Origin of the sequence: Actinoplanes sp. OR16 (assembly GCF_004001265.1) — a bacterium.
In the GTDB taxonomy this organism is placed as follows: Bacteria; Actinomycetota; Actinomycetes; order Mycobacteriales; family Micromonosporaceae; genus Actinoplanes.
Genome location: NZ_AP019371.1, coordinates 3,269,287 through 3,289,498, shown reverse-complemented (window position 1 = coordinate 3,289,498; position 20,212 = coordinate 3,269,287). Strand labels below are relative to the sequence as shown.

At 69.2% G+C, this 20,212-nt stretch carries 21 protein-coding genes and 1 tRNA gene; 10 read left to right on the top strand and 12 right to left on the bottom strand.

Features of this window, described 5'->3' with window-relative positions; genetic code table 11:
• Positions 1-102 precede the first annotated feature (102 nt).
• Positions 103-1,341, top strand: coding sequence for an Ig-like domain-containing protein (locus EP757_RS15250; RefSeq protein ID WP_127546638.1), 1,239 nt, complete (start codon positions 103-105; stop codon positions 1,339-1,341).
• Between the two features lie 65 nt (positions 1,342-1,406).
• On the opposite strand, the gene EP757_RS15245 is transcribed toward EP757_RS15250, so the two are convergent.
• Positions 1,407-1,934, bottom strand: coding sequence for a hypothetical protein (locus EP757_RS15245; RefSeq protein WP_127546636.1), 528 nt, complete (start codon positions 1,932-1,934; stop codon positions 1,407-1,409).
• Between the two features lie 69 nt (positions 1,935-2,003).
• Here EP757_RS15245 and EP757_RS15240 point away from each other — a divergent pair, with 69 nt between their 5' ends.
• The gene (locus EP757_RS15240) at positions 2,004-2,582 is read left to right on the top strand and encodes a TetR/AcrR family transcriptional regulator (protein ID WP_127546634.1); all 579 of its coding nucleotides are present in this window, start codon (positions 2,004-2,006) and stop codon (positions 2,580-2,582) included.
• Here the strand turns inward: EP757_RS15240 and EP757_RS15235 are convergent.
• The 9 genes from EP757_RS15235 to EP757_RS15195 form a co-directional block, all read right to left on the bottom strand.
• A complete protein-coding gene (locus tag EP757_RS15235; protein WP_127546632.1) occupies positions 2,575-3,363 on the bottom strand; it encodes a DUF6461 domain-containing protein in 789 nt (262 codons plus the stop codon). The two genes, EP757_RS15240 and EP757_RS15235, sit on opposite strands and share 8 nt — an antisense overlap.
• Before the next feature lie 47 nt (positions 3,364-3,410).
• Positions 3,411-4,175 (bottom strand): hypothetical protein, encoded by a 765-nt coding sequence (locus EP757_RS15230; protein WP_127546630.1) that lies wholly within the window; start codon positions 4,173-4,175, stop codon positions 3,411-3,413.
• Positions 4,168-4,686 (bottom strand): SigE family RNA polymerase sigma factor, encoded by a 519-nt coding sequence (locus tag EP757_RS15225; RefSeq protein WP_127546628.1) that lies wholly within the window; start codon positions 4,684-4,686, stop codon positions 4,168-4,170. The genes EP757_RS15230 and EP757_RS15225 overlap by 8 nt, the downstream gene beginning before the upstream one ends.
• Before the next feature lie 43 nt (positions 4,687-4,729).
• Complete coding sequence (locus EP757_RS15220; protein ID WP_127546627.1) at positions 4,730-5,962, bottom strand: cellulose binding domain-containing protein; 1,233 nt, start codon at positions 5,960-5,962, stop codon at positions 4,730-4,732.
• Positions 5,963-6,119: 157 nt separating this feature from the next.
• Positions 6,120-6,195 (bottom strand) — tRNA-His (locus EP757_RS15215).
• Between the two features lie 77 nt (positions 6,196-6,272).
• Positions 6,273-6,863, bottom strand: coding sequence for an oligoribonuclease (gene orn, locus EP757_RS15210; RefSeq protein WP_127546625.1), 591 nt, complete (start codon positions 6,861-6,863; stop codon positions 6,273-6,275).
• A 139-nt stretch (positions 6,864-7,002) separates the two neighbouring features.
• Entirely contained in the window at positions 7,003-8,121 is a 1,119-nt protein-coding gene (locus EP757_RS15205) for a winged helix DNA-binding domain-containing protein (RefSeq protein WP_127546623.1), read from the bottom strand.
• A gap of 131 nt (positions 8,122-8,252) precedes the next feature.
• Positions 8,253-11,474: a hypothetical protein gene (locus EP757_RS15200; RefSeq protein ID WP_127546621.1), complete on the bottom strand. Its 3,222-nt coding sequence runs from the start codon at positions 11,472-11,474 to the stop codon at positions 8,253-8,255.
• Positions 11,475-11,575: 101 nt separating this feature from the next.
• Positions 11,576-13,225 (bottom strand): copper resistance protein CopC, encoded by a 1,650-nt coding sequence (locus EP757_RS15195; RefSeq protein WP_127546619.1) that lies wholly within the window; start codon positions 13,223-13,225, stop codon positions 11,576-11,578.
• Positions 13,226-13,309: 84 nt separating this feature from the next.
• Between EP757_RS15195 and EP757_RS15190 the strand changes: the two genes are divergently transcribed.
• The 4 genes from EP757_RS15190 (at position 13,310) to EP757_RS15175 (ending at position 16,268) form a co-directional block, all read left to right on the top strand.
• Positions 13,310-13,858: a sigma-70 family RNA polymerase sigma factor gene (locus EP757_RS15190; RefSeq protein WP_127546617.1), complete on the top strand. Its 549-nt coding sequence runs from the start codon at positions 13,310-13,312 to the stop codon at positions 13,856-13,858.
• A gap of 93 nt (positions 13,859-13,951) precedes the next feature.
• Positions 13,952-14,422, top strand: a complete 471-nt coding sequence (locus tag EP757_RS15185; RefSeq protein WP_127546615.1) for a MauE/DoxX family redox-associated membrane protein — start codon at positions 13,952-13,954, stop codon at positions 14,420-14,422.
• The gene (locus EP757_RS15180) at positions 14,419-15,156 is read left to right on the top strand and encodes a thioredoxin domain-containing protein (protein WP_127546613.1); all 738 of its coding nucleotides are present in this window, start codon (positions 14,419-14,421) and stop codon (positions 15,154-15,156) included. The genes EP757_RS15185 and EP757_RS15180 overlap by 4 nt, the downstream gene beginning before the upstream one ends.
• Entirely contained in the window at positions 15,153-16,268 is a 1,116-nt protein-coding gene (locus EP757_RS15175; protein WP_232050518.1) for a hypothetical protein, read from the top strand. Before EP757_RS15180 ends, EP757_RS15175 begins: the two co-directional genes overlap by 4 nt.
• On the opposite strand, the gene EP757_RS15170 is transcribed toward EP757_RS15175, so the two are convergent.
• Positions 16,227-16,583: an Asp23/Gls24 family envelope stress response protein gene (locus EP757_RS15170; RefSeq protein WP_127546611.1), complete on the bottom strand. Its 357-nt coding sequence runs from the start codon at positions 16,581-16,583 to the stop codon at positions 16,227-16,229. The two genes, EP757_RS15175 and EP757_RS15170, sit on opposite strands and share 42 nt — an antisense overlap.
• Positions 16,584-16,862: 279 nt before the next feature.
• Between EP757_RS15170 and EP757_RS15165 the strand changes: the two genes are divergently transcribed.
• Together EP757_RS15165 and bcp are read left to right on the top strand one after the other, a co-directional pair.
• Positions 16,863-17,243, top strand: coding sequence for an S-adenosylmethionine decarboxylase family protein (locus tag EP757_RS15165; protein ID WP_232050517.1), 381 nt, complete (start codon positions 16,863-16,865; stop codon positions 17,241-17,243).
• A gap of 20 nt (positions 17,244-17,263) precedes the next feature.
• Positions 17,264-17,740 (top strand): thioredoxin-dependent thiol peroxidase, encoded by a 477-nt coding sequence (gene bcp / locus EP757_RS15160; protein WP_127546606.1) that lies wholly within the window; start codon positions 17,264-17,266, stop codon positions 17,738-17,740.
• A 219-nt stretch (positions 17,741-17,959) separates the two neighbouring features.
• Here bcp and EP757_RS15155 read toward each other — a convergent pair whose 3' ends face one another.
• Positions 17,960-18,265: a hypothetical protein gene (locus EP757_RS15155; RefSeq protein ID WP_127546604.1), complete on the bottom strand. Its 306-nt coding sequence runs from the start codon at positions 18,263-18,265 to the stop codon at positions 17,960-17,962.
• Positions 18,266-18,304: 39 nt separating this feature from the next.
• On the opposite strand from EP757_RS15155, the gene EP757_RS15150 reads away from it, so the two are divergent.
• Positions 18,305-19,120, top strand: a complete 816-nt coding sequence (locus EP757_RS15150; protein WP_127546602.1) for an MOSC domain-containing protein — start codon at positions 18,305-18,307, stop codon at positions 19,118-19,120.
• 64 nt (positions 19,121-19,184) lie between these two features.
• Entirely contained in the window at positions 19,185-20,195 is a 1,011-nt protein-coding gene (locus EP757_RS15145; RefSeq protein WP_174262394.1) for an expansin EXLX1 family cellulose-binding protein, read from the top strand.
• The last annotated feature ends 17 nt before the right edge of the window (positions 20,196-20,212 follow it).

Below are 20,212 nucleotides of genomic sequence, written 5' to 3'. Positions count from 1 at the left end.
CCGGCCCCGCCATAGGGGTACTACGGCACAAAACCGGGATTGGTCGTGAAGCTTTTTTGGAGCACTATTGGGCGCCGGGAGAGACGACGCCGTGAGGGGACCATGGACATGGGTAGGAATCGGTCGGGTCGCCGATGGCGCGCGGCCGTCGTCACGGTGCTGGCGAGCACGCTCCTGCTGACTGCCGCGTGCAGCAGCGGCGGCGACTCGCCGTCGTGGCAGGGCGGCAGCACGGCCGAGGGCGGCAGCAGCGCCGCACCGGCCGCCGAGGCGCCGTCGCCCGAGCCGACGCTGAGCACGGTGGCGGTCACGTCGCCGGCGCTCGATGCGACAGGCGTCGAGGCCTGGTCCGACGTGAAGTACAACAGCGAGGACCCGGACAACACCACGGTCAAGGTGACCGACGCCAAGGGCAACGAGGTCAAGGGCACTGTCGACAAGGACGACAACGTCTGGAAGCCGAGCCAGTCGCTGAACTGGGCCACCAAGTACACGGTGACCGTCACCGGCCCCGAGGCCGAAGGCAAGAACAACACGGTCAGCAGCACGTTCACCACGATGAAGAAGCCGGCGAACTTGGTTCGCGTCACGAGCTTCCTCGGTGACGGCAACGTCGTCGGTGTCGGCATGCCGCTGATCATGAAGTTCGGACGCGCCATCCCGGAGAAGTACCGCGCCGAGGTCGAGCGCCGCATGGTGGTCACCGCCACCCCGGCCCAGGAGGGCACCTGGCGCTGGATCTCCTCCACCGAGGTCCACTTCCGCCCCAAGACGTACTGGAAAGCCGGCTCGAAGATCTTCTACAAGGTCCAGCTGAAGGGCGTGAAGCTCGGCGACGGGTGGTACGGCCGCTCCGACCTGACGGTGGACATGAAGGTCGGCCGCTCCCTCATCATGACGGTCGACAACAAGACCAAGAAGATGACCGTCAAGCAGGACGGCAAGGTCATCAAGACCCTCCCGGTGAGCCTCGGCAAGCCGAAGACGCCGTCCTCCAGCGGCACCATGGTCGTCATGGAGAAGAAGGCACACACCGTCTTCGACACCACCGACACCGATCCCGACGGCGGTTACCGCACCGACATCGACTGGGCGCAGCGCATCACCTACAGCGGCCAGTTCATCCACGCCGCGCCGTGGTCCGAGGGCCAGCAGGGCCAACGCAACGTCTCCCACGGTTGCGTCAACGTCTCCGAGGCCATGGGCAAGTGGCTCTTCGACCGCACCATGATGGGCGATGTGATCACCGTCAAGGGCACCGAGGACAAGCTCAAGAACGGCAACGGCTGGACCGACTGGAACATGAGCTACGAAGAGTACAAAAAGGGCAGCTATCTCTGACAGCGCCTGAATGACCCGAGAAGCGCGGGCCCGGTCTTCCCAGACCAGGCCCGCGCTTCTTCGTGTCAGGGTTTCCGGGGGTGGAGGGTGTAGCTGAAGGAGATCAGGAAGTCGATCGCCAGGACCAGCGACCACGTCCCCATCACGTTCCAGAGGGGGGCCGTGTTGTCCAGGCCGCCTCCTATCACGGTGAAGACGGCCAGGAAGGCGGCGCCCAGGACGTAGGCGAGCAGATGTTCGAGCCACGCTCGGCGTTCGCGGGCCGCGTGTTCACGGCCTCCTCGGGGAGCCTTCTTCGGGGGCGGGCCGCCCGCGAAGCGGTGCGCGAAGCGGGCGTCGGCCCACCTGATCATGCGGTGGCCGAAGACGACGGTGACTGCCAGGTAGACCGCTGCCAGGCCGTGGCCGAGGGCGGGCTCGGCGCCTCGCCTCAGGTCTATGGCGGTGGCGACGAGCAGCAGCACGTCGACCACCGGGACGGCGATCAGCAGCGCCGCGCTCAGCCTGGGCCACTTCAGCACATAGCGAGTGAAGAGGCCGGCTGACAGCAGCGCCCAGAAACCGATCTCGCACGCCACGATCAGCGCGATCATGTGACTCCCCCGATCTTTTTCACACGGTCGTGTTATTTCTTTATAACACGACCGTGCGATGATCGGAACGTGCCGAAAATCGTGGATCACGAGGAACGCCGCCGGGAGCTCGCCGACGCCGTGTGGCGGGTGATCACCCGGGACGGGGTGGCTGCCATCTCGATACGGACCGTGGCGACTGAGTCGGGGTGGTCGTCGGGGGCACTGCGGCACTACTTCGCTACGCGGGACGAGCTGCTCGCCTTCGCCTGTGAGCAGGTGCTGACGCGGGTCACCGAGCGGATCATCGGGCTGAAGCCGGAGGGTGAGCCGATCGACGCGGCCCGGCGGCTGCTGCTCGAGACCATGCCGATGGACGAGGAGCGGCACGTCGAGGCGTCGATCACGTTCGCGTTCCTGGCGCTCGGGCTCGGCGATCCGGTCCTGGCCGCGGTGCAGCGGAAGATCCTCATCGGAATGTCCGAGCTGTGCCGGGACGTGATCCGCTACCTGCTGCCCGATCTCACCCCGGCGCAGCAGCTATCACAGACCCGCCGGTTGAACGCGGTGATCGACGGCCTGAGCGTTCACGTGCTCGCCGGACATCTGGAGCCGTCCGACGCGGCCGCCGAACTGGAAGCCCACCTGGCGACGCTGACGGTCAGCTGAAGGCCCGGCGGACCTTGGCGATCAGGCGGGGCCACTCGCGCTCGTCGTTCTCGGTTTCGCCGTCCTCGTCGGTGGCGGCGTCGGACCAGTCGTCGTCGGGGGCGTCGTATTCCTCGTCCCAGCGTTCCGCCTTCGCCGCAGGCCGAGCACCCGAACGAGCCGCCGGGACGGTCGAGCGAGCCGGCGCGGCGGCAGCGACAACACCGGCGGCGCCGGCGGCAGGCTGGCCCTCCGAGACGAGGGGCAGGGTGCCGCAGGTGAAAGTCGTCGATTCCAGGGCTGTGAGGGTGAGGCTGGCACCGGTCAGCTGTTCGGCGAGAGCGAGCGACCGCTCCCGTTGCAGGGCGCCGGAACCCCAGCCACCCTCGCCGTCGGAGGACAGTGCGAAACCCAGCCGATCGAGGACATCGACGAGGGCGTCCGGATCGGTGCCGGTGCGGCGGGTGGCGTCGGCCGGATCGAACTCCAGCAGCAGCTCACCGTCGCGGGCCCAGACGAAGGCGTCACCGGAGTGCGAGACGAGGACGGTTCCGCGCGACAGGTGACGGCCGTTCACCGGCGCAGCCGTGATCAGCAGAGTCCAGTCACCGAGCGAAGCCGCCGCCACCGCGAACGAGGTCACCCGCTGCACGCCCACCGACCGGACCGGGCTGACGGCGCCTACCTGTTCCAGCAGCTCGGCGGGGGTGCGCCCGCGAACCAGCGTGAGGCAGTAGGCATCGGCGAGGTCCGCGTACTGCTCGGTGAACCAGGCGTAGTCGTCAGCACTGACAGCAACCATCAGATGATCATCCAACATGACGCTGTGCATCCGCTGTCGGGAGTCGATCAACTGGTGAACGCGCCGGTGACTTCCACCTTGCGGTCGCCGGCCGACGCGATGGCGCCGTAACTGTCAGCGGTCGCGTCGCGCTTCCCGGTGGCGTGCAGGTACTGCGCCGCGAACGTGTACTCCCCCGGCGCCAGCGTCGCGCCGTCGTGCAGTGTGAACCGGTAGAGCAGCGCGTCCTTCTCCTCGGTCACGATCATCGTGATCATCTCGGTCGGGATGGAGGTCCACTGCCCGGCTCGAGAGATCTTCCCGGTACGCGCGACGCTCACGATCACATCGAGCTCAGTAATGGTTTCGGACGTCGTGAGGACGAGGTTTCCCTGCGCCCAGGTCTCGTTCGAGTGCGAGTCCACCTCGGCGGCCGAGCTCAGGTAACCAGCCGCCGGAGTCCACTTCGGAGCCGCGGGCGACGTCTCGGTGACCGGCGCCCGATGGGTGACAGCCGGTGATGAGGACGGCGACGGCGATGACGAGGGCGACGGCGAGGCAGACGGGGACGCCGGGGCGCTCGTGCCGGTCGCGGCCGGGATCTGATCAGGCTCGGTACGCTCCCCGGCCAGCTTGACACCAGCGACCCCCAGCACGAGGGTCGCCACCACCGAGGCGGCCGCCGCAACCGGTCGCAGGGCGAGGAACGACCACCTGCCGCGGACCGGCTCACCCCGGCGCCGGGCCACCCGGGTGAGGATCGCGTCCCGATCCGGTACGTGCCGGTCGGCCTCCTGACGCAGCACCCGGCCGAGGTCCGGATGCTCAGCCATGGAGGCCGCCCATCATCAGCGGCATGCCCCGCAGGTAATCGCTCAACTGCGCGGCACCACGCGAGGTGTGACTCTTCACGGCCCCGACCGAGATGCCGAGGATCGCTGCGACCTCTTTCTCCGGGACGTCGAAGGCGTACCGGAGAATGACGCACTCCCGGCGACGCTGCGGAAGGCGCTGCAGCGCCTGGCGCACGTCGAGGACCGCGGGGGTGTCGCTCTCGACCCGATCCCGGCGCAGCAGGCCGAGCCGCAGAACGCCGGCGCGCTCCCGGCTCTGCCGCTTGATCCATTGACGGGCCAGGTTGGTCACGATGCCGCGAGCGTACGCGATCGGGCTCTGCGCGGCCTGGACACGCTCCCAGTGCCGCCACACCTCCACGAACGCGTCAGCCGCCAGATCATCGGCAGCCTGGGAGTCCCCGGTCACCAGGTAGGCGAGGCGGGACAGGTCGGCGTGATGGTCGTCGAAGAAACGCCGGAAGGCGTATTCGATCTCCAAATCGGACAAGCCACTGTTCCTGACCGTAAGTGGGGGCACGGGACGGCCTGCGTCAGCCGATCTTCACGGAGTAAGCGGTGGTGTCGAGACGGCCCGACCCGGTGAAGATCTCGGTGCCGGCCTGCACGCTGGAGAGGTACTTGCTGGTGGTGAGCCAGCCCCGGGCGACCAGGTCGTCGGTGAAGGCGGTGAGGTCCAGGGCGGCGGACGAGGTGTTCGACGTACGGACGAACGAGTACACGTTCCAGCCGATGTTCCCCTTGTAGAGATCCCAGGTGGTCCCGGCGATCGTCACCGTCGCCTGCTTGGTGCCGACCGGGCCGGCGCCACCCGACCTGTAGAGCCAGACCATGACCTCGTCGGTCGGGTTGTCCTGCCAGTCCGGGTTCGCGACGTCGTGCAGCCACAGGTCGTAGGCGACGTTCATGATGTTGCTGGTCGTCTGGGTGACCTGGAAGTTCCAGTTCGCGGTCACGGCCTTGTCGTCACCGAGCCGGATCGGCAGGCCGGTTCCGGTCGCCTTCCAGCCCCAGTGCCAGCCGAGCACGGCGCTCGCGTACGACTTGACCTTCGTGGTGTCGCCGGTCCAGTTCCAGCTCGTGCCCCAGCTCAGGCTGTCGCCGCTGAGGCCGTTCTCCCTGACGCACTGGGAGCCGGCGCCGTCGGCCTTGCCCCAGACGTTGTTGTTGACCCAGAACTTGCCGCGGACCAGGGCGGCGTAGTCGGTGCAGTCCTCCGCACCCTGGGAAGCCGTGGGGGAAGCAGTCGCGATCTTGGAAGTCGCGGGCGCAGCAGTCGCGATCTTGGAAGTCGAGGGGGAAGCAGTCGCGATCTTGGAAGCCGAGGGGGAAGCGGCGGGACTGACGGCCGCCGGCCCGCTGCACGTCACCCCGTTCACGGTGAACACCGCCGGCGCCGCGTTGCCGCCGCTCCACGTCCCGTTGAAGCCGACCGCCACCTGCGAACCCGGCGCGATGCTCCGGTTCCAGCCGGCGTCCTTCACTGTCACCGCGCTGCCGCTCTGGGCCCAGGTCCCGTTCCAGCCACTGGCGATCTTCTGGCCGGACGGGAACGTGAAGCCGAGCGTCCACCCGTCGACGGCCGCCCCACCGGTGTTGCGGACCTTCACATCGCCGGTGAAGCCGCTGTTCCACTGGCCGGCGACGGTGTACGTGACGGAACAGGCGGCGGCTTCGGCAGCCTCGGCGTGGAGAACGCCGGCTACCGCGGCCGCGGCGCCGACGGTCAGCACCGAGAGCGGTACGACGATGCGCTTGGCAAGCATGAGGGGGTCTCCCGGGGAACGGAGGATTGATCCACACCCCAGTGGCCCCGGAGGGCGGAAAGGTTGCCCGGTTACCGAAAAATTTCTGCGAGCGCTCACATTCGGGGCTCACGGCGTACAGAAAAAGGCCCGATCCGAAGACCGGGCCTCTCTCACGTGGGGTGATCGACGGGACTTGAACCCGCGACATCCGGCACCACAAGCCGGCGCTCTACCAGCTGAGCTACGACCACCACGCTCACAAGGCGAACCCTGTGTTGCGGGACAATCATAGCCACACCGTCCGGCGGCCTGTCGAGCGGGTTGGGTCTTACAGCTCCGCGGCGATCGACTTGGCCGTCTCGACGTCCGGTCCCGGCTGCGGGACGAAGATCGTGCGGCGGTAGTACTCCAGCTCGCGGATGCTCTCCCGGATGTCGGCGAGCGCGCGGTGCGACAGACCCTTGGCGGGCTGACCGAAGTACACCCGGGGGTACCACCGGCGGCACAGCTCCTTGATCGAGGAGACGTCGATCATCCGGTAGTGCAGGTGCGCGTCGAGGGCCGGCATGTCGCGGGCCAGGAAGCCGCGGTCGGTCGCGATCGAGTTGCCGCAGAGCGGTGCGGTCCGGGGATTGGGAACGAACTCCTTGATGTACGCGAGGACCGCCTCCTCCGCCTCCGCCATGGTGATCGCCGAGCGGCGCACCTCTTCGGTCAGGCCGGATTTCGCATGCATGTCGCGCACCACCGGCGGCATCGCGTCGAGCGCCGCGTCGTCCGCATGAATCACCAGGTCGACGCCCTCGCCGAGCACGTTGAGATCGGGATCGGTAACGAGCGCCGCGACCTCGATGAGCTTGTCCTTGCCCAGGTCGAGTCCGGTCATCTCACAGTCGATCCACACCAGAAGATCCGCCACGGCGTCCAGCGTACGCCCGAGTCCACCACCGCCGGTTGCCGCGAGCAGGTAACCAGCGGTTTGTCCGGTTTGGTAGCCGGACTTCCCAGTTGGCCGATTGTTGGGTAAAGTGTACTTAACGGACGAAGCCCCCCTTCGGTTACTCCGTTCCCCCCGGTAAAGGGCCCTCCGTGTCGGCAGCGCGGAGGGCCCTTTCGGCATCCGCCCACCGGATCTCCGGCTTCTCCCCCGGCGCCGCGAACGCCAGCAGCCGCTCACCCTCCGCCTCGACCGCCGCCCGATCCTTCGCGGACAGCGGCCGGAACGGCGCCACGGTCACCGCCGAACCGCTGATCGACCAGGTGGCTTCCGCGAAGCCGTCCACCAGCACCGTCGGCCGCACGATCGACCAGCCCGGCGTAATCAACGGCCGGTCAACCGGGTGGATGATCCGATCGCGGTCGGCATGCCCGAGAAGCGCATTGTCGAATTCGGTCAGGAACACCACGGGAGCCGGGACACCCTCGTCCGCCAGTGGCGCGTCCGGCAGGTCGTACAGATCAACGCCTTTCTCGTTCTTGAAAACCCGCAGCCCGGCCACCAGCCCTCGCAGACGCGTCAGACCCGACCACACCTGAATGTCCTTCACCGAAGCCGGGCCGAACGCCGCCAGGTATCGCAGCACAAGCGTCTCCGGCGACGGACCCGGCGCCAGCGGCTGCCCGATCCAATCCTCGGCGAGCACACACGCCACTCGCCCTCGGTGCCGCCACGTTCCGGCCGGCGGTGGATGCAGAAGAGCCAACCTCAGATGTACGACCAACTTCAGCCAGTCCGCGTCGACCCCGGGAAACTTCGCGGCCAGCCGGCGGGTGATCTCCGGGCGGCCGACCGGCCCGTCGGCCAATATCTCCCGAGCCGCCTCGACGAGCGCGTCCTGATCGAGCCCGTCGAGCCGCCCGCCGCGCCCGGCGAACCGGTCCAGGCTCGGCTGCAACGTCGGCCTCAGCCAGCGAAAATCCTCGGCGGTGCAGAGATGCTGGGTGCCCCGGAGAAGCGCACTGCGAACGACGATCCGGTCGCCGAGCAGGCCGGTCAGGTCGTCGTGCCGGAATCCGGGAAGGCGCGACCAGAGACTGAGATAGGGCGAGTCGGACTCCTGGCCTTGCAGCGCGACCAGATGAGCGACGGCCTCGGCAGCGGTCCGGTCCGTGCGGCCGGCCAGCAGCTGGCGGACCAGGTAGGTGCGGTTCAGCTCGCGCCGGGAGAGGACTCTCATGGGCCGAACGCTATGCGCGTATGCGGTCAGCTTCTGACCGCTATGAGAACGGGCCGCTGACGTCGCGTCAGCGGCCCGGCTTCGGTCACTCTTGGGCAGTCACTCTTCGGGGCGGTCACTCTTCAAGGCGGTCACTCTTCGGGGCGGTCACGGCCCCCGACGGTCCGTTTACGGCGGCGCTCCGAACTGGCCGCCAGAAGTTCGGCGGCTTCCTCGCGATAGCTCAGCACCTTCTTGTCCTTCGCCGCGGGCGCCGGCTTCGGCTTGGGCCTCCGCGCCGGATTGGAGAGCTGAGGTTGAGCCTCACCCTGGACGACAGCCGGCGCGGTATTCACCTTCGGCGACTTGGCCTGCGCCTGAGCGGCAGCCGGAGCGGCATTGGGCGTCTCACCTCTACCCGAGACGGCAACCGCGGTCGAGGACTGCGCCGAAGCGGGAGCTGGAGTTGGCCCCTCACCCGACTTATCTGATTTTTCGGTTCTGTCGTTAGGCGCGACCGACTTCCCTGTTTCGATCAGCTTCGGCACGTCTTCGGAGGACTTGGGCGAAACTCGGGTCGGCTCGGCCGTGGTAGGCCCGGGCGTGGCTCGGCTCGACTCAGGCGCGGTGGGCTTGGGCGAAACTCGGATCGGCTCAGGCGCGGTGGGCTTGGGTGCGGCTCGGGTCGGCTCGGGTGCCGTGCGCTTGGGTGCGGCTCGGATCGGCTCGGGCGCGGTGGCTTCGGCGGGCTCGGTTCGGCTGGTGGCTCTGGCCGCTACGGACTCGGCGGCTTTTTCGGCTGCCTTCTCTGCGGCTTTGATCCAGGCGGCTGGTGCGCGACGGGCGGTACCCGGCTTGCCCGGCATGACAGCCCCCGGCTTCCCTGGCGCAGCCCCCAACTTTCCTGACGCGGCGGCCGGCTTTCCCTGAGTGGCGGGCATGGGCTTGCCGGCGAGGCGGTTCTGGGCCCGGGTCAGCGGGTTGTTCTTGCGGGCTGGTTTGCCGGCCGTCGTCCGCGTGGGCTCACCTGCGGTTTCCTCGGGCTTGTTCTTGTCGAGTTCCGCGAGGCCGTTCGCTTCCACCGCGTGCATCGAGGCTCGCGAGGGCACGTCAGCGGTTCCAGGCGCCGGGTCGGTAGCCGGCTCGGCGCCGGCGGCGTCGCTCGACTCGGTGCCGGCGGCGACGCTCGACTTCTCGTCGGAGATCGGCGCTGGGATGCCTGCCTCGGCGGTGTGGATCGAGGCTCGCTGGGGCGGGTTCTCGGGAGAGTCCTTCGCCGGCGTTTCTTCCTGGCCGGTGGTCGCCTCGGCGTTGCGGTCCAGAGCGGGCGGAATCTCCGTAGTGGAGGCGCTCGGCTCGGTCGCCTCGTTCGCCGGGCGGGCCGGAATGGGGACGATCGGCTTCTTCGGGGTGGCGGGTTCTTCGGTCTCGGTGACGCCTACCGGCGGCCAGACCGGAGGCTTGGAGGCGGCCTCGGCAATCACGGGCTCGGCCTGGGCAGGTGCCGGCTTGGTCCCGGCGGTCATGGGCTCGGCCAGAGTGGTGGTGGCCTCCGGCTCGGCCTGGGTGGATGGGGGCTCGGCCAGGGTGGCGGTGGCCTCCGGCTCGGCCTGGGTGACTGACGGCTCGGCCTGGGTGACTGACGGCTCGGCCAGGGTGGCTGCCGGTTCGGCCTGGGTGACCGACGGCTCGGCCTGGGTGGATGCGGGCTCGGCGCGGGTGGGGGTGGGCTCGGTCGCTGCTGGGTGGGCTGGCGGGATCGAGGGCTGTGTGGGGTGGAACGGCGCCAGGCGGGTCAGACCTACGGCTGTCCAGTCCGTGGCTGCCGGGCCGGTGTGCAGGGCGATCCGGGAGTACGGCTGCGTCGCGGCGGCCTTCTCCGGAACGTCTGCCTGGGCCGTGCGCTGCTCCTTGCGGGACTTCTTCGAGCCCTGCCTCGGCGCCTCCGCGAGGGTGGCCGGACGAGTGGTCTGGCGGGACGGCACCCGGGGCGCGTCAGGCTTCGGCGGGGACGCCGGCTGGGTGACCTGGTCGGAGGACGAGCCGGGCTTCGGAGAGCCGTCCTCTTCGGCGCCTCCCCGGCGCGGGGCCGTGATCGAAGGGGAGGTGGTGGCGCGGGCGGGTTCGCGTACGTCCGTAGTGGTCTGGCCTGGAAGAAGTCCTGCCTTGCGGGCCGCCGCTTCGCGCAACCGGGCAGCTGCCCGGGCTTCGGTCTGGCGGGCTCGTTCGGGGGCGGTGGCGGCTACCCAGGCGCCTACGGCGGTGGCGTGGAACTCGGGGATGTCGCTCGGGTTGGGCGCGCGGCGATTGGCACGCCGGGCCGGGATCGGGCCTGGCTGGAGGCCGGACATGGCCGGGGTGTCACCGAGGAGGTTGAGTGGGCGGCCGGGCGCGGGCGTCTGCGCGCCGGTAGCGGACCGGCTGGGAGCGGCGAGAGCGGCGGAAGGACCGGAGGACGGAAGGCCTGAGGACGCGAGACCCGCGGGCGGGAGGCCGGAGGAAGGGAGGCCGGAGGAAGGGAGAGCCGCGGCCGGCTTCGGCGGCCAGGAGAATTCGGGGAGCGCGGGCGGGCGGACCGGCCGGACCGGGCGGGAGTCGGCGAGCGTGCGCGGGCGGTGTGCTCCACCCTGACGCGGGCCGCCGCCACCCAGGTGCGGGAGCGGCGCGCCGATCGCATGCATCAGATCCGGGACCTGGCTGGGCTCGACGACGTAGACGACCTCGCGACGGCGGCCCGGCCAGACGGCGACGACGACGCCGGCCATGACGAGCAGGGTGCCGAGCGTGATCAGGCCCCAGGTGCTCGAGTTCAGCCAGCTCGGGCGGACCTCGGCGACGGTGGCGAGCCGGTTCACCGGGCTGCCGCCGGCGGTCATCAGCACCAGGCTGTACGGCCCACCGTTCAACTCGGAGGGGACGAAGCTGACCTGCCCCACCCCGGTACGGGTCCAGAACGCCTGCTGACCGGGGATGCCGGCCGGCACGCGGGGTCCGGCGACCCGCGCCGAGGTGACCGGAAGCGCCCCGGTGCCCAGGTCGATGCCGCCCACTCGGGTGTGCGGCACCCCGGCGAGGTAGAGGTCGACGTCGGCGGCGGGGGCGAGGCCGACGAAGGCGGGACCGTCGGTGGTGGCCGCGGCCAGCCGGAGCTGGGTGTCGCCGATGCGGGCGAGCGGCGCGTCGTCGCGCAGCAGCCGGTCGACGTCGGGGACCACCACGGCGTATCCGGGTACGGCGAGCCGCTGTAGCTCACCACTGAACGCGCCGCCCGGATCGCGATGCTGCATCGCCGCCCACAGGACTCCACCCGCCAGCAGCGCGGGCAGTCCGATGGTCAGTAGGAGCATGCCGAGGATCGTGCGGAACACCCGCATCTGTTCTCCCCCTTCCCGGGCCGTACTGCGCGACCATACAGATGCAAATAACCCCAAAGTGGTCGAATCGGAACGGGATCATCCTGGATAGGGAGATCTTGTTATTTAACGGTCACCGTCGTGGAGAAGGAGGACTGGTCGATCTCGCTGGTCCGGGCGGTGAACTTGAACGTCCAGTCCCCCGCTTGCGGCAGCGCGATGTCACCGATCGCGTGGAAGTCGGTGATCCGCAGCAGCGGGATCTCGATCGGCTCGATCCCCTTCGCCTCCAGCGCCGCCGTCGCCTTCCACTCCACGACCGGGAGCGGCTTGTTGTCCGGGGTGTAGGCGTACAGGTGGATCGAGTTGTTCCCGACCGCCGCCGGGAAGACATCGACCTGCAGCGCCATCTTGTCCGAGGTCAGCGTCTGGGTGACGGTGGTGCTGGCGGCGCCGGTCTCGGCCGCCTCGGCGGTCCGCGGCGGCGCGATCTGCACGAGCGCCGCCGTCACGCCGAGGACCACCGCGGTGATGGCCAGCTCGGCGAAGACGATCCGGCGCAGCGGGCCGGGGTGTTCCTCGGCGCTGCGGTCCTTGACCAGCTTGCGGGAGTACGCCGCCACGCCGATCACGATCGCCGCGAGCGCGACCTTCACCAGGATGAGCCGGCCGTACGTGCTGTTGATCAGCCCGTCCAGCGTCGACACCTCGATGAGCGCCTGGACCACACCCGCGAAGATCAGCGCGCCGACCGCGGTGGCCGCCCAGCGCGACCAGATCGGCAGGATCGCGCCGAGCTCGCGGCCGTTCGCCTGGGGCAGCAGGAACGCGAAGAGCATCACCAGACCGCCGAGCCAGACCGCCATCGCGGCCAGGTGGATGGCGTCGATCACCACGGAGACGCCGGCCACCGGGGAGGCGGTCGGGTGACCGGTGAGCGGCCAGGTCGCCAGGGCGGCCACGCCGAGAACGCCGAGCAGGGCGAGATCGAGCTTCGACTCGCCGTTCTTCGGGCCGCTCAGCAGCGGGCGCAGCAGGAAGGCGGCGGCGATCACCACACCGAGACGGACCAGCATGACCGCCCCGAAGGTGCTGCCCAGCACGTCCCGCAGGTCACTCACCCGTACATCGAAGAGAGAGGTCCCGAGGGTGTAAGGAGCCTGGAGGTAGATGCTGAGCAGGGTGCTGCCGGCGACCAGGCCGATGCCGGTCCAGATCAGGCGTCCCGGCCCGCGCCGGCTCAGCCGCTGCGGCCAGAGCAGCGCGAGGACCAGCACCGGGCCGACCAGGAACACGAGTCCGACGTACCCCAGATATTTGGCCACCGGGATCAGCGCCCGGACCACCGGATCGACCTTCACCTCCTCCTCGGCGGCGGACGGCGGTGTGGAGGCCGCGCCGACCGAGTAGGTGATCGTCCCGGCCACCGGGTGACTGTCCGCCGAGATCACGCGATAACTCACCAGGTACGTGCCGCGTCCGCCGCCCGACCGCAGCGGGATCGTCACCTCGGCGCCGCTGACGGTGGGGTCGCCCTGGTCGGCCTGGGAGCCGTCCGGGGCGATCACCCGGATCTTGCCGGGGACCAGCTGCACGGATTCACTGAACGTGAGCGTCACCCTGTTCGGCGCGTCCGGCACGATGGTGCCGTTGCCCGGGTCGCTGCCGGACAGAACCGCGTGAGCGAGCGCCGGCGTCGCGGCCAGCAGCGTCCCGAAGAATCCGAGCAGCAGTCCGGCCAGCACGGCCAGCACTCGGCGTCGGTCAGTCAAGGGGGACTCCGTTTCCTACCGGGGACAGCCATTGCATGGTTCCAGATGCGGAGCGGAACTGCCGATTCGCGTACCATCCACGTCGTGACGGCTGGTGAGCAGGAGACGGACGAGACCACCGCGCTGGCTCTGGCCGCCCGAGACGGTGATCCTGCCGCGCAAGCCGCGTTCGTGCGTGCCACGCAGACCGAGGTATGGCGTTTCACCGCCGCCCTGATCGACCCGGGCGCCGCCGACGACCTCACCCAGGAGACCTACCTGCGGGCGTTCCGCGCTCTCGACACGTTCGCCGGGCGGTCCAGCGTGCGTACCTGGCTGCTCGGCATCGCCCGCCGGACCTGCGCCGATCACCTGCGCGCGGTGGTGCGCCGGCGCCGGCTCGACGCCCGGCTGGCCGCTCAGGCCGTCACCGAGCTGCCCGCCCCCGATCCGGCACACCGCCTGAGCAGCGCAGATCTTCTGAGTCGTCTGAGCGATGAGCGCCGGACGGCCTTCGTTCTGACTCAAGTGCTCGGTCTTTCGTACGCCGAAGCCGCCGATGTCGAGGACGTCCCGGTCGGCACGATCCGCTCCCGGGTGGCGCGTGCGCGTGATGAGCTGATCACAGCGGTCTCCCAGGCACAAGCCAGCTGATTCAGGGCTTTCGGCCCTGCGTGTGACGGTCGTCCCGGAGTACACATGATCGGGAACTGGGTGGCGACTAAGACCGTCTAACGGGGCGTGCGCATGGAGAGAACCTGGCCGTGGATCTCCACGGTGGCTCGGCTCGCCCTGGCGGCGGTGTTCCTGATCGCCGGCGGGCTGAAGGTCGGAGATCTGAACGAATCGGCCCGCGCGGTCAAGGCGTACCAGCTCACGTCCTACGACACTGCCAAGATCATCGGCGCGGCCCAGCCGTTCCTGGAGATCGCGCTCGGCCTGCTGCTTCTGGCCGGGATCGCGACCCGGCTCGTCGCCGGCATCTCGGCGGTCCTGCTGGTGATCTTCATCGCCGGCATCGTGTCGGCCTGGGCGCGTGGCCTGCAGATCGACTGCGGGTGCTTCAGCTCCGGCGGCGAGCTGGCGGCCGGCCGGGACACCGCGTACGGCCTGGACATCCTGCGCGACGTCGCGTTCCTCGCGCTGGCCGGAATCCTGCTGTGGAAGCCGCGATCCCGGTACTCCGCCGATAACGTTCTCATGGGGGTTGGTCGATGAGTAAGGGTAGGCGGGACCGGACCGTCAAGGCTCGCGAGATCATCGCGCAGCAGAAGGCCGCCGAGCGGCGGCGCAAGGTGACGCTCTGGACCTCGGTCGCTGTCGTCCTCGTGCTCTTCGTCGCGGGTCTGGTCGGCTACTCCGTGATGTCCCGGCAGAACGCCGGCAAGCTGGTCACCCCGGCCTCGGCGGTCGACGACGGCACCGCGTTCGCCCTGGGCACCGGCCCGGTGACGGTCGACGTCTACGAGGACTTCATGTGCCCGGCCTGCGGGAACTTCGAGTCGGCCAGCGGTGAGAAGCTGCAGAACCTGGCCGAGGCCGGCACGATCACGCTGCGGATCCACCCGGTCTCGATCCTGGACCGGTTCTCCAACGGGACGGAGTACTCGACGCGCTCGGCCGCCGCCGCGGCCGCCGCCGCCGAGGCGGGCAAGTTCCTCGAGTTCCACAACGTCCTCTACGAGAACCAGCCGGAGGAGAACAGCGACGGCCTGACCAACGAGAAGATCATCGAGCTGGCGAAGTCGGTGGGCCTGACCAGCGAGACTTTCGTGAACGCGGTGAACGAGGGAACCTACGAGACGTGGGCGACCCAGGCGACCGAAAAATTCTCCGACCGCTACACCGGCACGCCGACGATCGTGGTGAACGGCGTTCAGCTGACCGGGCCGGACGACACCGTCCCGACCACCGACCTGCTCACCCAGACCATCGAGAAGGCGGCCGGGTGAGGCGTCTCCTCGCGCTCTCCCTTGCAGTGGCCGGCCTGATCCTCGGGCCGGCCGCGCCTGCTTCCGCCCACTCCGGTGACACCAGCGAGGTCTCCTCCTACCGGACCACGATCACCGGGATCAGCAGCCCGCCCGGCGGTGTCAGCGCACGGATGGTCGAAGGCGGCGCGCGGGTCGAGCTGACGAACGACAGCGACCGGTCCGTCGAGGTGCTCGGCTACTCCGGTGAGCCGTACCTGGAGATCCGCCCGGACGGCACCTACGAGAACGTGAACTCGCCGGCCACCTGGTTCAACGCGACAGCGGCCGGCGACACGGCGCTGCCCGCGAACGCCGACCCCACCGCCGCGCCGGCCTGGCGCCGGGTCTCCGCCGACACCACCGTCCGCTGGCACGATCAGCGCACCCAGTGGACCGAGGCGGGCCTTCCCCCGCAGGTGGCCGCCGACCCGGACTCGGAGCATCGGCTGCGCGAGTGGACCATTCCGCTCCGCGATCAGGTGCGGGTCTTCGAGATCCAGGGCACGCTCGACTACGAACCGGACCCGCTGACCTGGGCCTGGTGGCTCGGCGCGGCGCTCGCGGGCCTGGCTGTCGCGCTTGCCGCTCATCGGTGGCCGAGGTCGGCCGGGCCGCTTGCGCTTGCCGGTGGTCTTTCCGCTTTGTCGTACGCGTACCTGCGCATCGCCGACGGTGGCGGGCTCTCCGGCGTGCTGCTCCTGGCCGGGCTGCTCGCTGTCGCCGCCGCCTACCGCCATCCGCCGTTCTACCTGGCGCTCTCCGGGTTCGTGCTGGCCGCCTTCGCCGGGTTCGGCAGCGCCGACGTCTTCTTCGCCCCGGTCGTGCCGTCGGCCGGCCCGGGCTGGCTCGCCCGGGCGGCAGTGGCTCTCGCGATCGGGATCGGCAGCGGGCTGGCGCTCACCGGAGTGCTGCGGATCAGGGCCGCGACCCCGGTCGGGGCTTCGGACGCGTCTTCGGACGCGTCTTCGGACGCGTCTTCGGACGCGGCTTCAGGCGCGGCTTCAGGCGCGGCTTCAGACGCGGCTTCAGACGCGGCTTCAGACGCGGCTTCAGACGCCCGCGATGTCGTCGACGTTGACGTTGACCGCTAGCACCTTGAGGCCGTAACCGGTCAGCGCCTCGGTCACCTTCCGCTGCACCTCGCTGGTCACCTCGGCGACCACCCGGCCGGCTTCGAGGACCAGCACCACGCTGACCGTCACGTTGCCGTCGGCGATCTTCGCGGAGACGCCGCGGCTCGCGTCGCCGACCTCGGTCAGGCCGACCTTGTCGAGCATGGTGTTGACGAACCGGGCCGTGTCGCCGCCCAGGTCCGCGACGCCCGGCACCGCGCGGGCGGCCGCCACGGCGATCTTCTCGACGACCTCGCTGGAGACGCTGGTGGTCCCGCTCACGGCCTCGCTCATGCTGTGATCTCCACTCTCGACGGATGCGTCCGGCAGCGTACCCCGCGAGTACACGACTCGGTGCGCTACGCACCATCGAAAACGCTTTCCTCCTTTGATTCCACTACCGTTTCCGGCATGACGAAGGCCATTCTTCAACGGATCCCATACCCGCCCTGACCTGCATAAACATTGGCACACTCCGGAGCGGAGCCGGAAGGTAACGTTCGGTTATTCCTTTTCCCCGGGGAGGGACCGATGGACCATTACGGTGACGAACTCACACTCCGACTCTCGGCCGTGACCGACATCCGGCCCCTGGACGACGAAGAGACGCTCGCCACCTTCATGCGCGATCTCGTCACCCGCATCGGCATGACCGTGATCGCCGGGCCGCTGGTCGCCACCGAGGGCGGCCCGCCGGAGAAGTCCGGCAAATCCGCAGTGGTGATCCTCGCCGAGTCGCACGCCGCCGTGCACACCTACCCGCACCTGCGGGAGGTCCTCGTCAACGTCTTCTCCTGCAAGCCGTTCCGCGAAGCCGACGTGCTCGCCGAGTTCCGCCGCCTCGTCGGCGACTTCGAGATCACCGAGCGCGCCTTCTCCCGCCGCGGCGAGGAGTGGCCGCGCGACCTCACCGCCGCGCGGGAGCTCTGGAGCGGACAGCGAGCCGCAGCCTGACCGGCACTATCGTCGGTCCCATGACTGACAACGTGCGCCTTGCCGCCGGCGACGCCGCGCCCGATTTCACCCTGCCCACCGACAACGGCGACAGCCTCACGCTGAAGGATCTGCGGGGGCGCAAGGTCGTTCTGTACGCGTACCCCGCCGCCATGACGCCCGGCTGCACCAAGCAGGCCTGCGACTTCCGGGACAACCTGGCGTCGCTGCAGGCCGCCGGGTACGAAGTGGTCGGCATCTCCCCCGACAAGCCCGCCAAGCTGGCGAAGTTCCGCGAGCACGACGCCATCACGTTCCCGCTGGTCAGCGACGAGGACAAGAGTGTGCTGACGGCGTACGGCGCGTTCGGCGAGAAGCAGCTCTACGGCAAGACCGTGATCGGCGTGATCCGGTCCACCTTCGTCATCGACGAGAACGGGCTGATCGAGCGGGCCCTCTACAACGTGAAGGCGACCGGCCACGTGGCCAAGCTGCGCCGCGACCTCGGTCTCGACTGACACTCATCCGAACCGGCGCTCGTGTGGACTGGCGCTCCCACCAGCCGGAATGATCTGGCTAAACGTGCAACTCCGGGCCCGTCCCGCCGATGGGGAGGGCAACCGCCGACCGTCTGCCCCGTCTGGCGGGCGCCCGGAGCTCACGGCGGCCGTCATGCGGTACCAACCCGCAAGGCGGCCGCCGTGCATGCGACCACCCGTCCACCCCGGGCCGGCGGTCTACCGGGCGACCACTTCGTGATGGGTGACCGTGGTTTCGCGATCGATCAGGAAGGCGTCGTCCTCCGGGTAGAAGACGGCCTGCGAGATGTCGTCGCCGGCGAAACCGCGGATCGCGTCCAGCGACTCCCACCAGCTCAGCGTGGTCACCTCGGAGCGGCCGTCACCCAGGTCGCGGCTCCACATCTGGGCGCCGAGATTGCCCGGCGTCCGGCGGTACCCGGTCAAGCCGGTCTGTTCGATGTAGGTCGTGTACGCCCCGACCCGCTCGGTCGGGACCCAGCCTCGCCACATGCGCGCAATCATGCGATTCAGCCTAGGAGCAGGTGTGCGAAGCTGGCGAGCATGCGGATAGCGGGGCTTCACACGTACCCGGTCAAGGGTTGTCATCGGCTGGACCACGACGAAGCCGGTGTCGAACCGCAAGGCCTGACCGGTGACCGGCGGTGGATGATCGTCGATGCCGAAGGCGTCGGGATCACCCAGCGTGACACGCCCCGCCTCACCCAGCTCACTGCCCTGACGCGCGATGGCGGGCTCATCCTGAGCACGGACGGACTGCCGCCACTCGACATCGACGAACCGCACGCGGGCGACAAGATCTCGGTCCGGGTCTTCAAGAACAAGCCGACGGTCCCGGCGCGAGCTGCGGAGAGCGCTTGGGTCAGCGAATTCCTCGGCCGCGACGCCCGGCTCGTCTGGCAGGCCGACCCGACAGGCCGCGCGGTGGACGGCTACGCACTGCCGGACGACCGGGTCAGCCTCGCCGATGGCTACCCAGTGCTGCTGGCGAACACGGCGTCACTCGACGCAGTCAACGACTGGCTGACCGAGGGTGGCGACGAGCCGGTGCCGATGCACCGGTTCCGGCCCAACATCGTGGTGACCGGCGCGGAACCCTGGGCCGAGGACGGCTGGCTCGGCCGCCGGCTGCGCATCGGCGAGATGACGTTCCGGGCGGCGAAGGCCTGCGCCCGCTGCCGGGTCACCACGATCGACCAGGAGACCGGTGACACGGGACGGCAGCCGCTGCACGTTCTGGGCAAGCACCGGCGCGTCGAAGGCAAGCTGATGTTCGCGATCAACCTGATCCCCGACCTGACCGCCGGTGAGACTGGTCGAATTCGGACAGGTGACACCGTGAATGTCGTAGAAGAGTGAATCCGTCTTAGGGGAGTCTTAGAAGATTTGCCCCCGGGGTAGCGCTCCCACCAGGATCCCCGGGGTGAGTGCCCATCGAAGCCCGTTCCCCATCCGATGGCTCGCCGCCGGCGGCGCCGCCGTGGTCGCCGGAATCATCGGTGTCGCCCTGGTCCTGCAGACGGGTGGTTCCGCGTGCGCCGCGCCGCCGAGCACGACGGCGAAGTCCGGCAAGGCCACCTTCTACGACCTGGCCGGCACCTCCGGCAACTGCTCGTTCGAGGTGCCCGCCGACGACCTCTATGTGGCGCTCGGTCCCGCGCAGTATTCGGAGGGCGCGTCGTGCGGCGCCTACCTCGACGTCACCGGCCCCAAGGGCAAGGTTCGCGTCAAGGTCTTCGACTCCTGTCCCGAGTGCGCCGCCGGTCACCTCGACCTGAGCCGCACCGCGTTCAAGAAGATCGGCGCCGAGGTCGACGGCATCATCCCGATCAAGTACAAGCTGGTCACGAACCCGTCCGTTCCCGGCCCGATCAGCGTCCGGATCAAGGAGGGCGCGTCGCAGTACTGGTTCGCCGCGCGCATCGACAACCACGCCAATCTGCTCTCGTCGGTGCAGGTGGCGAGCGCCGGCCGGAGTTTCACCAAGGCCCACCGGACCGATTTCAACTACTGGTTGATCGACAGCGGCGCGGGTCCGGGTCCATTCAAGATCAAAATCACTGATGTGTACGGGAAGACCAGCACGGTGTCCAGCATCAAGATGAGCCCCGGGTCGGTGCAGAAGACGAGCGTCCGGGCTTCGTCGGCATCGTCCTCGTCTTCGTCGTCCTCTTCGTCGTCATCATCGTCCTCTTCGTCGTCATCTTCGTCATCTTCGTCCTCTTCGTCATCGAAGAAGGCAGCGTCGGCGTCAGCCAAGGCCAAGCCGTCCGCCTCCGCCGCCTCGAAGAAGTCGTCCCCGAGCCCGTCGGCCCCGAACCCGTCGTCGGCATCCCCGCTGCTGGAGTCCGCGACGACCGGCCCGGCAGCCGACACCGCCGTAGCCGGCCCGGCGGTCGATCTGGCCGCGGCCGAAAAAGCCCCCACCTGCTGAAACGCAACGCGGCTCGG

Coding starts and splice junctions, on each gene's coding strand:
- bcp (WP_127546606.1), top strand. CDS start 17,264: ATGACTGACAACGTGCGCCTTGCCGCCGGCGACGCCGCGCCCGATTTC.
- EP757_RS15155 (WP_127546604.1), bottom strand. CDS start 18,265: ATGATTGCGCGCATGTGGCGAGGCTGGGTCCCGACCGAGCGGGTCGGG.
- EP757_RS15235 (WP_127546632.1), bottom strand. CDS start 3,363: ATGGTTGCTGTCAGTGCTGACGACTACGCCTGGTTCACCGAGCAGTAC.
- EP757_RS15150 (WP_127546602.1), top strand. CDS start 18,305: ATGCGGATAGCGGGGCTTCACACGTACCCGGTCAAGGGTTGTCATCGG.
- EP757_RS15200 (WP_127546621.1), bottom strand. CDS start 11,474: ATGCGGGTGTTCCGCACGATCCTCGGCATGCTCCTACTGACCATCGGA.
- EP757_RS15245 (WP_127546636.1), bottom strand. CDS start 1,934: ATGATCGCGCTGATCGTGGCGTGCGAGATCGGTTTCTGGGCGCTGCTG.
- EP757_RS15205 (WP_127546623.1), bottom strand. CDS start 8,121: ATGAGAGTCCTCTCCCGGCGCGAGCTGAACCGCACCTACCTGGTCCGC.
- EP757_RS15180 (WP_127546613.1), top strand. CDS start 14,419: ATGAGTAAGGGTAGGCGGGACCGGACCGTCAAGGCTCGCGAGATCATC.
- EP757_RS15250 (WP_127546638.1), top strand. CDS start 103: ATGGACATGGGTAGGAATCGGTCGGGTCGCCGATGGCGCGCGGCCGTC.
- EP757_RS15230 (WP_127546630.1), bottom strand. CDS start 4,175: ATGGCTGAGCATCCGGACCTCGGCCGGGTGCTGCGTCAGGAGGCCGAC.
- EP757_RS15170 (WP_127546611.1), bottom strand. CDS start 16,583: ATGAGCGAGGCCGTGAGCGGGACCACCAGCGTCTCCAGCGAGGTCGTC.
- EP757_RS15220 (WP_127546627.1), bottom strand. CDS start 5,962: ATGCTTGCCAAGCGCATCGTCGTACCGCTCTCGGTGCTGACCGTCGGC.
- EP757_RS15185 (WP_127546615.1), top strand. CDS start 13,952: ATGGAGAGAACCTGGCCGTGGATCTCCACGGTGGCTCGGCTCGCCCTG.